This window comes from Lentzea sokolovensis (assembly GCF_033949975.1).
Classification (GTDB): Bacteria; Actinomycetota; Actinomycetes; order Mycobacteriales; family Pseudonocardiaceae; genus Lentzea; species Lentzea sokolovensis.
The window spans coordinates 242,259-255,195 of sequence record NZ_JAXAVU010000018.1 but is presented as its reverse complement, the minus strand read 5'-3'; the positions used below and the strand labels follow the sequence as shown (position 1 = coordinate 255,195).

Annotated in this window: 13 protein-coding genes and 1 rRNA gene; 3 read left to right on the top strand and 11 right to left on the bottom strand. The window is 69.6% G+C overall.

Going from position 1 to position 12,937, the window contains the following annotated elements; translation table 11 throughout:
* Positions 1 to 42 precede the first annotated feature (42 nt).
* Positions 43 to 159, top strand: a 5S ribosomal RNA gene (rrf, locus tag SK854_RS46650).
* Between the two features lie 176 nt (positions 160 to 335).
* Positions 336 to 500, top strand: a complete 165-nt coding sequence (locus SK854_RS46645; protein WP_177230081.1) for a hypothetical protein — start codon at positions 336 to 338, stop codon at positions 498 to 500.
* Here SK854_RS46645 and SK854_RS46640 read toward each other — a convergent pair.
* Both SK854_RS46640 and SK854_RS46635 read right to left on the bottom strand, forming a co-directional pair.
* Positions 497 to 1,087, bottom strand: coding sequence for an LURP-one-related/scramblase family protein (locus SK854_RS46640; protein WP_319981638.1), 591 nt, complete (start codon positions 1,085 to 1,087; stop codon positions 497 to 499). The two genes, SK854_RS46645 and SK854_RS46640, sit on opposite strands and share 4 nt — an antisense overlap.
* A complete protein-coding gene (locus SK854_RS46635) occupies positions 1,084 to 1,443 on the bottom strand; it encodes a nucleotide pyrophosphohydrolase (protein ID WP_319981637.1) in 360 nt (119 codons plus the stop codon). Before SK854_RS46635 ends, SK854_RS46640 begins: the two co-directional genes overlap by 4 nt.
* Positions 1,444 to 1,531: 88 nt before the next feature.
* On the opposite strand from SK854_RS46635, the gene SK854_RS46630 reads away from it, so the two are divergent.
* The gene (locus tag SK854_RS46630) at positions 1,532 to 2,332 is read left to right on the top strand and encodes an NAD(P)H-binding protein (RefSeq protein ID WP_319981636.1); all 801 of its coding nucleotides are present in this window, start codon (positions 1,532 to 1,534) and stop codon (positions 2,330 to 2,332) included.
* Here the strand turns inward: SK854_RS46630 and SK854_RS46625 are convergent.
* From SK854_RS46625 to SK854_RS46585, 9 genes are all read right to left on the bottom strand, one after another.
* Positions 2,305 to 3,222 (bottom strand): hypothetical protein, encoded by a 918-nt coding sequence (locus SK854_RS46625; protein WP_319981635.1) that lies wholly within the window; start codon positions 3,220 to 3,222, stop codon positions 2,305 to 2,307. The genes SK854_RS46630 and SK854_RS46625 overlap by 28 nt on opposite strands.
* Positions 3,223 to 3,347: 125 nt before the next feature.
* Positions 3,348 to 4,247, bottom strand: a complete 900-nt coding sequence (locus SK854_RS46620; protein ID WP_319981634.1) for an XRE family transcriptional regulator — start codon at positions 4,245 to 4,247, stop codon at positions 3,348 to 3,350.
* A gap of 200 nt (positions 4,248 to 4,447) precedes the next feature.
* Entirely contained in the window at positions 4,448 to 5,080 is a 633-nt protein-coding gene (locus SK854_RS46615; RefSeq protein WP_319981633.1) for a hypothetical protein, read from the bottom strand.
* Positions 5,081 to 5,325: 245 nt separating this feature from the next.
* Positions 5,326 to 7,956, bottom strand: coding sequence for an AAA family ATPase (locus SK854_RS46610; protein WP_319981632.1), 2,631 nt, complete (start codon positions 7,954 to 7,956; stop codon positions 5,326 to 5,328).
* On the bottom strand, positions 7,953 to 8,789 hold the full coding sequence (locus tag SK854_RS46605) for a metallophosphoesterase family protein (RefSeq protein ID WP_319981631.1): 837 nt from the start codon (positions 8,787 to 8,789) through the stop codon (positions 7,953 to 7,955). The genes SK854_RS46610 and SK854_RS46605 overlap by 4 nt, the downstream gene beginning before the upstream one ends.
* 8 nt (positions 8,790 to 8,797) lie before the next feature.
* On the bottom strand, positions 8,798 to 9,184 hold the full coding sequence (locus SK854_RS46600; RefSeq protein ID WP_319981630.1) for a hypothetical protein: 387 nt from the start codon (positions 9,182 to 9,184) through the stop codon (positions 8,798 to 8,800).
* Complete coding sequence (locus SK854_RS46595) at positions 9,181 to 11,583, bottom strand: AAA family ATPase (RefSeq protein ID WP_319981629.1); 2,403 nt, start codon at positions 11,581 to 11,583, stop codon at positions 9,181 to 9,183. The genes SK854_RS46600 and SK854_RS46595 overlap by 4 nt, the downstream gene beginning before the upstream one ends.
* A 119-nt stretch (positions 11,584 to 11,702) precedes the next feature.
* On the bottom strand, positions 11,703 to 12,059 hold the full coding sequence (locus SK854_RS46590; RefSeq protein WP_319981628.1) for a peptidase inhibitor family I36 protein: 357 nt from the start codon (positions 12,057 to 12,059) through the stop codon (positions 11,703 to 11,705).
* 40 nt (positions 12,060 to 12,099) lie between these two features.
* Positions 12,100 to 12,921: a DUF72 domain-containing protein gene (locus tag SK854_RS46585; protein WP_319981627.1), complete on the bottom strand. Its 822-nt coding sequence runs from the start codon at positions 12,919 to 12,921 to the stop codon at positions 12,100 to 12,102.
* Positions 12,922 to 12,937 lie beyond the last annotated feature (16 nt).

The window sequence follows — 12,937 nt, the reverse complement described above, 5'->3', positions numbered from 1 at the left end:
TTGACCTGCCGGCTCGGGGTTCAGGTTGTAATTTCATAGTGTTTCGGTGGTTATAGCGTTGGGGAAACACCCGGTCCCATTCCGAACCCGGTAGTTAAGCCCTTCTGCGCCGATGGTACTGCACTGGTTACGGTGTGGGAGAGTAGGTCGCCGCCGAACTTAATTTGCCCTGCGGGTTGAGCGCCACAAGCGCTCCCCGCAGGGCTTTTTCACGTTCTTTTCCATGCCTTCGTGCAAGTGGTGCCGTGTTCATTGAGCGGCTGTCCGGGTGATGACGCCCCGGCGAGCGGGTGACACGAGTCAAGCCCGGCTTCCCGATCCCTACCGTGATCGTCATGAACGAGCAGTGGGCAGGGGAGGCACCTTTGCGGTGGCGAGCGCGCAGGAGGCGGGGCAGGCACGCCCGCGAGCCCGCGCCGTCCTCGCAGTCGGTCCTGCCCGCGGTGCTCGGCGTCGTGCTGCTGGTGTGCCTGATCCTCCTCCTGCTCACGTACCTCTAGCGGGACTGCAGCGCGTCGAGCGCCACGGCCTGGGCGATGACCAGCCGGCGATCGACGCCAGGATCCTGGACGGTGACCAGGTAGTGGTCACGAACCCAGGTCTTCTTGTCGACGCTGAACACGGGAGCGCCGTTCTCCGCGACGAAGTCGAAGTGATACCGCATGGGGAACGGCGCGTCTCCGATGAACGGAATCCACTGCCACAGCCGGCGAAAGCCCGCCAGCCACTTGTTGCGTTCAGCCCCGGTCACCGCGGGCAGGCCCGGCTGCTCCAGGTGCCAGGTCGACCGCAGCAGCGACTTGGCGAAGTCCTTGCGGAACAACCCGATCCGCTGCCCGTTCGCGTCCGTCACGTCGTAGCCGCTGCCGAGGTCGATCGCCTTGCGAGCGTTGAACTCGAACAACACCTGACTCTTCGACGAGTCGGTGTAGATCGTGATCCGCTCCTTGATCTTGAGCCTCTTCTGTTCGGCGAAGCCGACCTGCCCGCCGGGCTTGCCGTTGTCGTCGGCGAAGACCTCGTAGCGGTTGACCATGAACGTGACCTTTTGGTGCACGTGCAGGACGTGCACGTTCTGCAGACTCACAGCTCACCCTTCTCGACAGGCACGGGGGTCAGGCTCCCGGTCGGGAACCGTCGCTCGTTGCGCTCGATCTTGGCGAACGAGGCCTCGATCAGATCGACACCGAGCTTGTCCGCGAGCCTGGTGAGGTAGTGCATCACGTCCGCGAGCTCGTCTCGCACGTTCCACGCGAGTTCCGGGTCTTTCATCGCGTCTTCCGCCTCTTCCGGCGTCAGCCACTGGAAGAGGTCGGTCAGCTCCCCGACCTCCCCGGACAACGCCATCACCAGGTTCTTGGGCGTGTGGTAGCTGTCCCAGTCGCGGGCAGCGGCGAACGCGCGCAAGGCGTCCCTCAGGTCCACGAGATCACGCTGACTCATGACCCACTAACTATCACGTGGACGAACGAGCAAGGATGGCGGCTGTTGAGGCATGGATCGTCCGCGTCAACGTTGATTAGCTCTAGTCATGTCAACATCGAGCGCAGTCAACACCTCGTCCATCCTCGTGCTGGGCGCCACCGGCAAGACCGGCCGCCGCGTCACCGCCCTCCTCGGCCCCGCCGCCCGACCGGCGTCGCGCTCCGCGTCGACGACGTTCGACTGGTCGGCCCCGGACACCTGGGAACCAGCGGTCGCCGGCACCACCGCGGTCTACGTCGTGCCGCCGGACAACCCCTCGCAGCTCGCGGAGTTCGTGACCGTCGCGGTGAAGGCCGGCGTCACCCGGCTCGTGCTGCTGTCGATGCGCGGTGCTCCCGAGGACGATCCGTTCGAAGCAGCGATCAAGGACTCGGGCGCCGAGTGGACGATCCTGCGGCCCACCTGGTTCATGCAGAACTTCGACGAAGACCTGTTCGCCGAGCCCGTGCAGCACGGCGAGCTCGCCGTGCCCGCCGGTCAGGGCGTCCACCCGTTCATCGACGTCGCGGACATCGCCGAGGTCGCCGTCGTCGCCCTGACCGAACCCGGTCACCACGGGCAGACCTACGACCTGAGCGGGCCCGAGGCGTTGTCGTTCGCCGAAATGCTGGCGCGGATCGTCGCGGTGACGGGCAAGCCCGTTCTGTACAACGACATCGAGCCGGACGAGTTCGCCGCCGCGTTGCGGGGGCTCGGCTACCCGGACGAGACCGCGGGCCTCGTCACGATGCTGCTCGTGCGCATCCGCACGGGAGAAGAAGCGCACCTGTCCGACGGTGTGCAGCGGGTCCTCGGCCGTGCGCCGCGGACGTTCGCCGACTACCTGGGCAGCAGCAAGTTCGCCTGAAGACCGCGCGTGCCCTCGTTGGTGATGACGGCTTCGCAGAGCGCGCGCCCCGTGCGGGCGCGCCACTCCTGCGCCATGTCGCAGTAGCGAAGGCCCATCGCATACGTGAGCTGGCCGATGCTCTCGCCTTCGAGCAACACCTCAAGAGTGTGTTCACCGGTGTGAGAGCCTCTAGCGATCCGGCAGTCGCGGAGCTCGGCGATCACGTGAACGGGAGTGCGGCCGTTCACGACACGGTGCAGCACGTGCTGATGGGCCCTCTCGCCCATGACGGCGACCTGTTGTTCAGCGGGCAGCGTCGGAGCCGTACCGAGTGCCTCGTGGTCGAGCAGCAGTAGCCGCGGCACGCCGAGATGCAGGTGCACGCTGTAGGGCTGGCTGCCACCGATGATGCGGGCCGGGCACGAGCCGATCTCGCCGCGCTCGGCCAGTTCGAGCAGAAGTGGCTGGTAGTCGACGACCTGCTCGCTGCGCAGATAACCCGCGGTGGTCGCGGTGCCGTCGCCGCGCAGCAGGTCGACCCGCACCGCCGCACGGTCGTGCCGGCTGGCGGGCTCCGGCACCAGCACCGCGGTCGCGGGGACGGAGCTGTCGTCGTTGAGATCGAGCGTCGAGAGCATCGCGATCTCAGCGATGGCGTCCTGGTGGTGAGCCTCGCCGACGATCGCCACCCGCCCGGCCGTGGACAGGCGACGGAGGCGTGAGCGGGTGCGTGACGGGGCGATCTGCTCGGCCGAGCTGTGCTTGGTGCCGATGAACATCAACGCGAACAGCGCGAGTCCGAGGACGAAGCCCAGTGGGCCGAAAGCAACGGTCAGAACCAGCGCGAGCACGGCAACGGCTATCAGGACTGCGGCAGGCGAAGGTTCTGTGCGTTGCTGCATCGTCATGGGGCATCCTCACGACTCGGCTTCCCGTCACTCTCAGTGTCGGGCATGCCGGACGATGCGTTTCACAGTTCGCTCATTTGGCCTAGTACGACGAACTGGGAACTCCAGCCCGTGACCAGAATCGATCAGTGGACCAGCGTGAGGCGCGCGCGTCCTCTCGGCCCCGGTTCCCCGCCACCCGGCAAGGCGGTCAGCACGAGCCCGAACACCAGCCCGTTGAGTTCTTCGAGGCCCAGATTCAGTTCCTTGGCCACGTGCAACGGCGGTGTGCCGTTCTCGCGGAGGACCTTGAACACCTTGGTGAGCAGTTTCGAGGTCTCGCGGCGCGTCATGCCGCCCTGGGCGAGGCTGTGGACGTTCGCCCATTTCGTGAACTGGTCCCTGCCCACGTGCCAGTGCCGGTGGTCGGTGCCGGGCAGTTGCCGCTGGGGCATCAGGAACTCGGCGGCGAACTCGTGCGGCTCGTCGTGCCCGAGAAGCACGGCGAGCTGGACGGCCGCGTCGAACCGCGCCTGCTCCGGCGTCGCCGTCGGCGTGAGGAACAGGAACGGAGTTCCGTTGTGCCAGCAGGAGAAGGCTTCCTGCTCGACGCAGTCGACCGGCAGCGAGAACACCCGCACACCACGAGACTCCAGCAGCTGAACCATGTTCGGCGCCGGCCCGGCAGCGAGCCGCCACGCGTCGCGCGTGCCCTGCGGCGACGTCCGCGGCGGCGGCAGTGAGGGCTGGGGGAGGACGAACAGCCGCTCCAGCCAGCCGTTGAACTCGATCGCGAGCTGCGCCGCCGCCGTCGCCTGAGCGTCGTGGGGCGCGTTCTGCGGCTGCGGAGGCTCCGGCGCGGTCAGGAACTCGGCCGGAAAACCGAGTGCTCCCGCCAGCGACTCGACCGCGACGGACTTGGGCCTGCGCAACCCGCGCTCGTACTCGCCGATGGCCCGCGCCTGCACGCCCGACTTCCGCGCCAGCTCGGCCGCGGTGAGTCCGCGCCGGGTGCGGGCGAGCGTGAGTCGCGAGGGCGTGAGCATGATCCGGCCATTGTCGCTCTTGGACCGTCGCGATGCCACGCGGGTCCTGGTGCACCGGTCAGATCAGCGCGCTGCGGCAGTTCGACCTGGTCACGGGCTCGTTGCACTGGCGGTCGACGTGTATCAGCCGGGCGAAGTCCTCTGGCAGTGCGTGGCCTGGGGTTCGGAGGCCTCGCCACCGTCGAGCTTCCTGCCGTGGCTCAGCGCCGGAGCGCGATCGGGAAGTCCACCTCCTCCGGACCATCCACATTGGGTGTCCTGCGCTGCGGGAACTCCATCGGCGGCAACGGGATCCGATGCGCCCACCGCTCGATGATCTGGTTCTGCGGTGTCGGCTCCGGCTGCGACACCTCGCGCAACACCACGAGCCGATCCTCCAACTGCAGCGGATACGTCACCAGGAACCACAACTTCAGCCCCTCGCTGCGCATGTTCTCGAACAGCGCGAACTGGTCGTGGTCGTTGTCCCGCATCATCGCCGCGATGGCGGGCCCCTTCGCGTAGTCGCTGCGCAACGGCGCGTCCGGCGACCCCGTGCCGCGATTGCCCTGCAACGTGCCGAGCAGGATCGGCCGGGAGGGGTGCTGGATCAGGCCCGCGTTCCAGTGGTCGAGCCGCTGCCACCCCTCGGCCGCGAGAAGCCGGCGCAGCGTGCCCACCCGGTGGATCCAGTCGAGCAGGCCCGGCGCGTTGGTCGGCCCGAACGGTGGCGAGGCGGCGCGCGCGTCGATACCCGCGGCGATCGCGCGGTCCAGAATCGCGAGGCGCAGGCCCAGGTCGGCGAGCTTCTCGCCGGTGGTGGGGGTGAGCTTGCGGAAGGCGGCGTTGGTCATGGGCCGACGGTAGCGACGGGGTCTGACATTTCCGGGAAACTGCAGGTGGCGTCCCGAATGCGGTGTCGACGGGATGTGCAAGGCGCGACATGGGTGATGTTCGGCATCGCCATGGTGATGCCGCGGACAGGCTTTCTGACAGAACGCCGATGCGCAGTTCACGTCGGAGAGACCGGCCAAGACGTGAAAGTGCGGTGCCCCGGGCGATGTCGCCCAGAGCACCGCACCCGCGGCCCTTCTCCTGGTCAGGCCGCCACCGGCATGAGCTGGTGCAGCACGTCCCGCTCACCCAGCCGCTCCTGAGCCCACTCGACCACCGAGGCCTCCTGCGCGAACAGCACGATCTGCCGGTCCGCGGACAGCTGCAGCAGCAGATCGAGCAGGGCGCGCGTACGGGAGTCGTCGGCCTGCACGGTGACGTCGTCCAGCAGTAGCGGGCACGGCTCGGAGGCGAGGTGCTGGGCGAGGGCGACGCGCAGCAGCAGGTAGATCTGTTCGGCTGTGCCGAGGGACAGGTGTGCGGCCTGGTGCCACGACTCGGAGGCCGCGCACACGCGCACGGTCAGGGTTGACGGGTCCACGGCGGCGTCGACGTACCGGCCGTCGGTGATCGCGGGCAGCCAGGTTCGGAGTGTGGTTTCGAGGGCTGGGGCGATGGTGCTGTGCACCTTCTCGCGGGCCGCGGTCAGGTAGCGGGAGGCCAGGTTGATGGCCTCCACCTCGGCGGTCACCTCGGCCAGCGCGGCTGTGGCCACCTGCACGGCTTCTTCGGCTTCCGGGACGCTCGGCAGTGAGCGGGCCATCTCCGCGACGGTCGCGGCCAGCGAGTCCGCGGACGCGGCCAGGGACGGGTCCACCGGGGCGCAGGCCGCGTAGCGGAGGGCTGCTTCCAGCAGGGTGGCGTGGTGGGTCTGGGCCGCGGAGAGGGTGGTTTCCAGGTCGTCCTGGGTTCCCGAGGCCAGCAGTGACTGGAGTTCGGCCCACGCCTTGCGTTCGTCCTCGGCCTCGCGCAGGAGGTCGTCCCAGCCGCGTTGCCACTCGGCGATCGCGCGCAGGAGGTCCTCCGGGCGTTCGCCGGTGCGGCCGATCGCGGTCACGGCCTCGCGCAGCAGGACCAGGGCTCGGGTGTGGGCGGCGGTGGCCTCGGCGACGGTGGCCTCTGCCTGGCGGCGGTCTGCCAGGGTCTGGGACAACTGGGGGCGATGCGCCGCCATCAACGCCTGGCGGGCGCGCACCTTGCAGTCGGTCTCGTAGTCCACCAGCAGGTCCGGCACGGGCATCGCGGCGTCCACCTTGCCGCGTGCGGCGAGTTCCACCCGGATCGCTTTCTCGGTGCGTGCCACCTCGGACACCAGGTCGGCGTGCTCGGCCTCCCAGGCGGGGCGATTCGCCAGGCGCCACAACGTTTCGCGGTCCGCGGGCACGCCCAGCGACGCGCACTCGGCGACGGCCGAGTCGTGGACGCGGGCGGCTTCCACGGCCACCGCTCGCTGGCCTTCGGCCTCGGCCAGGGTGCGGTCCGCGGTGAACAGCACGCTTCGTGCCTGGGCGGCGGCGGTCGCGCGGTCGGCGGCGAAGGCGATGGCGATCTCGCGCTGGGCCGCGTTGCCGCGGGACATCGCGCCGCCGACGCCCGCCACGAGCGCTGCGATGAGGACGCCGATCGAGGCGAGTTGCTGGCCGGTGAAGAAGAGCAGCACGCCCACCAGGCTCGTGAGGCAGCTCAGGGCCAGCAAAGCGTTGCGCAGGAACGGGTTCGGCACCGCGATCTCCTGCACGCGGGTCGCCGCCACGTCCGCTTCGACCTGGGTGCGGGCCGCGCAGGCGGCGGCGTCGTCCTGGTGACCGCGGGCGGTGTCGACGTCGATCGACGCGGTGGTCAGGCGGGCGCCGGCGGCCGGGTCCAGACGCGTGGCCAGGCCGCGCAGCACGGACGGTTCGGCGGTGGTCCGCGGTGACGGCCGGCGTTCGTTGTGCGCGGCGGCCACGGCGGACGCGGTCGCGTAGGCCGAGGCCACGACGCGAAGTTCGTCGTCCAGCGCGGTCTCGCCGACCGGGAAGTCCGGCAGGGCCCGGAGTTCGGCCTCCAGCGCTGCCGCGGACGGGCCCGTCAGCGCACGCGGGGTCGGCGCGGCCCGCCACGCGGCCAGCGCGCGGTTCACCACCTGGGTCAGCTCTTCCTGCGCGGCCAGTCCGGACGGCGGCGAGTCGCCGAAACGCTCCTGCAGTTCGCTGAGCCGCGTCACCCGAGCGGAAAGCGCGTCGAGCGACGCCGCGTGTTCCTGCACGGCCAGGCGCGCACGAGCCGCGGCGGCGGAACGGGCCTGCGTGCTCAGTTCCAGATAACGGGCGTGTTCCTGGCGAGCCGCGGTCAGGTCGGTTTCGGCCTCGCGCAAGCGGTTTCGCGCGTCCCGCAACGCGTCGACGGGCGCGGTCAGCCGTTGCAACGCCTGCTCCACCGTGCCGTCCGTGCCCGCGGTGGCCGCCGCGCGCCGCAAGTGGTCCTGCAGGCCGTTCGCCGCGTCCAGCACGGTCAGCAGCTGCGCCTGGTCCACGCACGCGGTGGCGGCGAACGACGTGCGGTCCAGACCGAGCCGGAGCGAGACGTCCGGGGCCGCGTCGTCGTTCAGATCACGGTCCACCGCGACGACTTCGCCGGACTCCAGCGACACCATCGCCGCCACCCGCCAGGACTCGCCGGTCCACGGACGGTGCCGCGCCGACGGTTCACCGCACAGAGCCGCGCGGATGGCGGCGTGCCAGGACGACTTCGCGGACTCGTTCACGCCCGACACCACGGTCAGACCGGGCGCCAACGGCAGCGTGCGATCGTGCAGTGGCCCGAACGCGTGCGCGGTGACGGACTCGATCCTCAACGTTCCTCCAACGCCCGCAGGCCGGTCGACAGCACGCGGCCGCGCAGGGCCACGTCCAAAGAAGGATCCGCGAGCACGTCGCGCACGAACTGGCCGCGCACGGTCCGTTCCGCGGCGACGGTGTCGAAGTCCAGCAACGGGAACGTCCGCTCGGCGTCGAGCCAGCCGAGCGACCGCGACGCCGACACGTCGAACACCTCGCGCGACACCGAACCGTCCTCGCGCACCGTGCACAGAACGGCCCCGCGCTCGCCGGTCTCACCCGGTGTCAGCGGATCCGGATTGCCCGGGAACGTGTAGTCGGCGGCGTGCTCCGGCGTGTGCACGTGCCCGAGGAACGCGTGGTCCAGCCCGGTGATCGCGACGTCGCCGGGCGTGGAACCGTGGCACAGGGCCAGGTTCACGCCGCCGCGGTTCACCGCGAAGCCGTCGAGGACGTCCCGCGCGGGGCCGGGTCCGACGTGCGCGGAGCCCCACAGCGTGACGCCGTCGGTGAGTTCCACCGGTGTCAGCGACTCCGACGAGAACACGTGCACGTTCGGCGTCCAGTCCACCTGCTGGTAGACCGACTGCGGCCCGTACCAGTCGTCGTTGCCCGGCGCCAGGAACACCGGCAGCGAGCAGTCGAACGCCGACCGCAGGAACGCGGCGGTGGAAGGGGAACAGCGATCGTGCTCGTACAGGTCGCCGGCGCAGAGCATCGCGTCGGCGCCGGTCTCCCGGGCGAGGTCCACGATGTGACCCAGGGTGTCGCGCAGGGCTTGACGCCGCTCCGGGCCCGCGCTGGGAAAGCGCGTGTCCAGGTGCAGGTCCGCGAACAGCAGCAGTTTCACCGGTGCCTTCAGGTGAGTTCGATGGTGCCGGACAAGGTCAAATGCAGGCCGAGCGCCTCGCTCACGGCCGCGGTGTCGGCGTGCCAGCCGACCAGTTCCGCGACGGTGGGGGTGAGTTCGTAGCCGTGGTGCCGGATCGCGCGGCTCAGCGCGTGCCACAGCTGTGAGGCGTCGTAGGCCACATCGGGGTCTGCGTGGAACGGAAGGCTGACCAGCAGCGCGTGCACCGGCTGGTCGGTGTTCTCGGCGCCGCAAGCGCGCGCCACCGACCGTTCCACGGCAGTGCGCAACAGTTCGGCGCAGCAACGGATCCGCACGCCGTCGAGCTGGTCCGGGCGTGCCAGCAGGTTCGCGACGCAGGTCAGCCGGTCCTGCACGTCCGAAGGGAGGGTCATCGCTGTAGCCATCCCGCGAGCAGTTCCGTGTCGCGGATCAGCACGTCGAGATCCCCGCTCTCCCCGCCGACGCGGCACGCTTGCAGCAGATCTACCGCCCATGACCCGACCACGTCCTCCAGATGCGGCAACAGCTTCGCCGGTTCGGCGAAGTCGTCGAGCACGGCCAGTGCGAGCTTCTGCCTGGTCGTCAACGCGCACTCCAATACGCGTTCGACCTCGGCGTGCGGCATCCCGCGCCCGAGCCGTTCGCGCCGGAACCTCGCATGCGACGCCTCTTCCAGGGCGGTCCGGCAGCACGACGCCACCAGCTCCGCCCGCAGCGTCTCCGGCAGGTCCTCGTCGGTGCGCATCGCGCGGGCGTCGTTCAGGCATCGGCCGACGGCGTCGTCGGACATCCGCACCTGCACGACGGATCCCTCGCTGCGGCAGACCTCCCAGACGGTGCCGCTCAGCCGCAACCGCCGCAGCGCTTCCACCAGTCGTTCGTCGTGCGTGAAGACCACGACCTGGCGGGTGAGCCCGACGTCCGCCAGCACCTGCGCCAGACCGTCCACTTTGGACGCGTCCATCGCCTGCACGGGGTCGTCGATCAGCACGAACCGGAACGGGCTCTCGTCCACCATCGCGCGTGGCAGGAACAGCGCCAGTCCCAGCGAGTGCAGTTCTCCCTGGCTCATCACCGCCAGCGCCGAGTTGGAGGCGCCGTCGACCGACACGTCCAGCTCGACGTTGCGGGCGCCGCCCATGCGCACCGCGCCCAGGTCGACGTTGCTCTGCTGGCGCAACCGCTGCCAGATCCGCTGCGACTCCTTGGCGAACGGCGCGATGCGCTCGGACCGCAGGGTGGCCGCGGTCTTGCGGATCCAGTTCTCCGCCTCCGTCACGTCGGCGAGTCCCTCGGAATCCTCCAACGCCTGCTGTGCCTGGGAATGCCACTCGAACAACGCGATCGCCATCGGCCGCCACACCAGGTCGCGCCGGTCGATCTGCTCGCGGGCCACGGACTTCAGCTGTTCCACGGCCAGCACGAGCTCCGCGTAACGGTCGAACATCTCCTGGCGCAGCCGCACCGGGTCGTCGAACGAGACGCAGGCCTCCCACGCGTGCCACGCCTGCAGCACGGCCGTCGTGTCGAGCATGTCCTGGGCTTCGACCAGCACGTCCGGTGCCGGCTGGCACAACGCGCGGGTCGCCGCGACCGCCACGTCCAGCCGGTCCGCGGCCTCGTGCAGGTCCGCGGCGGCCTTGGCGAGGTGCTCGGCGCGTTGCTTGGCCTTGCCGAGCCACAGGTTGTCGAGCCGGCCGAGGTCGCACACCGGGCACGACTCGGTGCCGCCGGACTCCTGCAGCTGGATCGCGAGCCGCAGTATCTCGCTGCAGCGCAACGAGTCCTGCGCGTTGGCGGTCGCCACCGCGGTCACCGCGCCGAGCGCCAGGTCGAGCGTCTCGCGGACCCGGTCGATCTCGTCGTCGGGCGGCAGCGTGATGTCCACGATCTGGTGCAGCAGGCTGGTTCCGCTGCCGACGTCGGCCCTGAGCGCGAGGTCCGCGATCGCGTCGAGGTCGGGGGAGTCGCTGCCGAGCAGTTCGGCGGCACGGCGGGCGCGTTCGTCCGCGGAGGCCGCGAGTGCGGCGCGCACCCGTTCCCGCCGGTCGTAGGGGCGGGCGACGATCTCCGCGAGGCGCTTGCGGTGCTCGGCGAGCGACTGCTGCGCCTCGGTGATCGCCTCCAGACCCAGAAGGCGGTGCATCGCCTCGTAGAGGTCCTCCGGCTGTGCGTCGAGAACGGTCCCCAGTTCGCTGTACGGCAGAAACGGCCGGTAGGTCTCCAGTGCGTCGTGCCACCTGCGGTCGTCGAACGGCTCGCCGTCCTGCGTCCACTCGCCCTGTGCCGGGTCCTCCTGCGGCGCCCAGCGTCTTCGGATCGTCGTCCTGCCCGGTCGCGCGGCCTGGACGAGGTCCAGCTCGACGGCGGTGTCGGGCCGGTGCAGGTTGCGCCAGCCCTGCAGCCACACGTCGTGCCGCGCACGGGTCCATCGGGCGTTGTAGCCGGTCAGCGCCAGTTCCGCGGCCTCGGCGAAGCTCGACTTGCCGGAGCCGTTGCGACCGGTGACGACGGTCAGGCCAGGACCAGGCGCGAGCGGCAGGCGTGCCTGGGGGCCGATGCCCCGGAAACCGCGCACCCGGATCTCCGACAGGTAGATCCCGTGACCGGGGCCGTCCGTCTGCTCCCGCGGGGCGCCCTCCTGATCGGGCACGCCGGCGAGGGCGCGGTCCAGCGCACCATCGCCCCGGCACGCCGCCAGCACCAGTTCTGCCGCTCGTGGGGTGAGATCGTCTTTGGCCAGTCGCCCGGCCATCAGTTCGAGTAACCCGGCTTCACCCGCCACGGTCACATTTCCTCCAGCTGCCACCACTCGATAGGGCGGCAACTTAGGCACGAAAGTGGAGCTACTGACGAGTACTCACACGATCGAGTGGTGTTACATAGGGTGACTAAAGTACGTCGGTGTCGTTATGGCCCCCACACCTGCAGGCCCCTGATCACGAAGTACGCGTCCGGCACGTAGGTGCCGTGCTTCGGGTAGGTGGTGAACTCGGCCTCGGTCGAGCAGTTCTCCCGCTGGTACACGGTCGCGTCCCTGCTCAGGCGGTTCGCGAACGACCTGCCGACGACGGTGAGCGTGATGCACTCGTCGGGGTTCGCGGTCTCCAGGTCAAGGCGCTGCACGGCCCCTGTGTAGTCCGGTCCCGCCCACACGCAGAACTCGCCCTTGTCGCAGCTCTTGTCACTCTGCGCAACAGCGATCCCACTGGAGGCAACCGCGCCCGCAGTGATCACCAGGGCGGCGATGAGACTCTTCGGCGACATGGGCGCACCTCCGTTGCGAACGAGTGTGCGTCCGTTCGGATCAATCGGCTAGACGATCTTGGACCAGCCCTTGCAACGTCATCGCGTCGCGCGGGGCGTAGGCCTTCGCGTCGTTGTCGAAGTAGACGAACACGTCGCCCTGCTTCCGCCACGCCCCGACCTTCTCCGCCCATGCCTCCAGGCCCTCGTCGGTGTAGCCGCTGACGTAGAGCTCGTCGTGGCCGTGCAGCCGGACGTAGACGAAGTCGCTCGTCACCTCTTCGATGTACGGGTACTTGCCTGCTGCGTCCGCGACCACCAGCGCGATGTCATGGCGCCGGAGCAGGTCGACGAACTCCGGCGTCCGGTAGCTGTCGTGGCGGACTTCGAGGGCGTGGCGCATCGGCCGTTCGGCGTCCGTGGTGGTGTGCGCCGGATCGACGCGGTGGTCGTGCCGTTTCGCGATCTCGGCGGCCTCGGTGGTGGTGCGGGGGAGGCCCTCGAAGAAGGCGGTGAGCAGGTCCGCGTCGAACTGGAGCGTCGGTGGGAGCTGCCAGAGGATCGGGCCGAGTTTCGGGCCCAGCGCGAGCACTCCGGACGCCAGGTAGTTCGCGAGGAGCTCGTGGCCGTCCTTGAGACGCTTCATGTGGGTGATGAAACGGCTGCCCTTGACCGAGAACACGAAGTCGTCCGGTGTCTCGGCGGCCCACTTCCGGTAGCTCGACGGGCGTTGCAGCGAGTAGAAGGAGCCGTTGATCTCGACCGAGCCGAGTTGCTCGCTCAGGTAGGCGAGCTCGCGCTTCTGCGTGACGCCCTTGGGGTAGAAGACGCCGCGCCAGGGCGGGTAGACCCATCCCGAAGTGCCGATCCTGACCTCGCCCATGTGGTTATCGTGGCAC

Excerpts from the sequence above, each read along its gene's own strand:
- SK854_RS46645 (WP_177230081.1), top strand. The coding sequence starts at position 336 with ATGAACGAGCAGTGGGCAGGGGAGGCACCTTTGCGGTGGCGAGCGCGC.
- SK854_RS46635 (WP_319981637.1), bottom strand. The coding sequence starts at position 1,443 with ATGAGTCAGCGTGATCTCGTGGACCTGAGGGACGCCTTGCGCGCGTTC.
- SK854_RS46630 (WP_319981636.1), top strand. The coding sequence starts at position 1,532 with ATGTCAACATCGAGCGCAGTCAACACCTCGTCCATCCTCGTGCTGGGC.
- SK854_RS46625 (WP_319981635.1), bottom strand. The coding sequence starts at position 3,222 with ATGACGATGCAGCAACGCACAGAACCTTCGCCTGCCGCAGTCCTGATA.
- SK854_RS46620 (WP_319981634.1), bottom strand. The coding sequence starts at position 4,247 with ATGCTCACGCCCTCGCGACTCACGCTCGCCCGCACCCGGCGCGGACTC.
- SK854_RS46615 (WP_319981633.1), bottom strand. The coding sequence starts at position 5,080 with ATGACCAACGCCGCCTTCCGCAAGCTCACCCCCACCACCGGCGAGAAG.
- SK854_RS46600 (WP_319981630.1), bottom strand. The coding sequence starts at position 9,184 with ATGACCCTCCCTTCGGACGTGCAGGACCGGCTGACCTGCGTCGCGAAC.
- SK854_RS46590 (WP_319981628.1), bottom strand. The coding sequence starts at position 12,059 with ATGTCGCCGAAGAGTCTCATCGCCGCCCTGGTGATCACTGCGGGCGCG.
- SK854_RS46585 (WP_319981627.1), bottom strand. The coding sequence starts at position 12,921 with ATGGGCGAGGTCAGGATCGGCACTTCGGGATGGGTCTACCCGCCCTGG.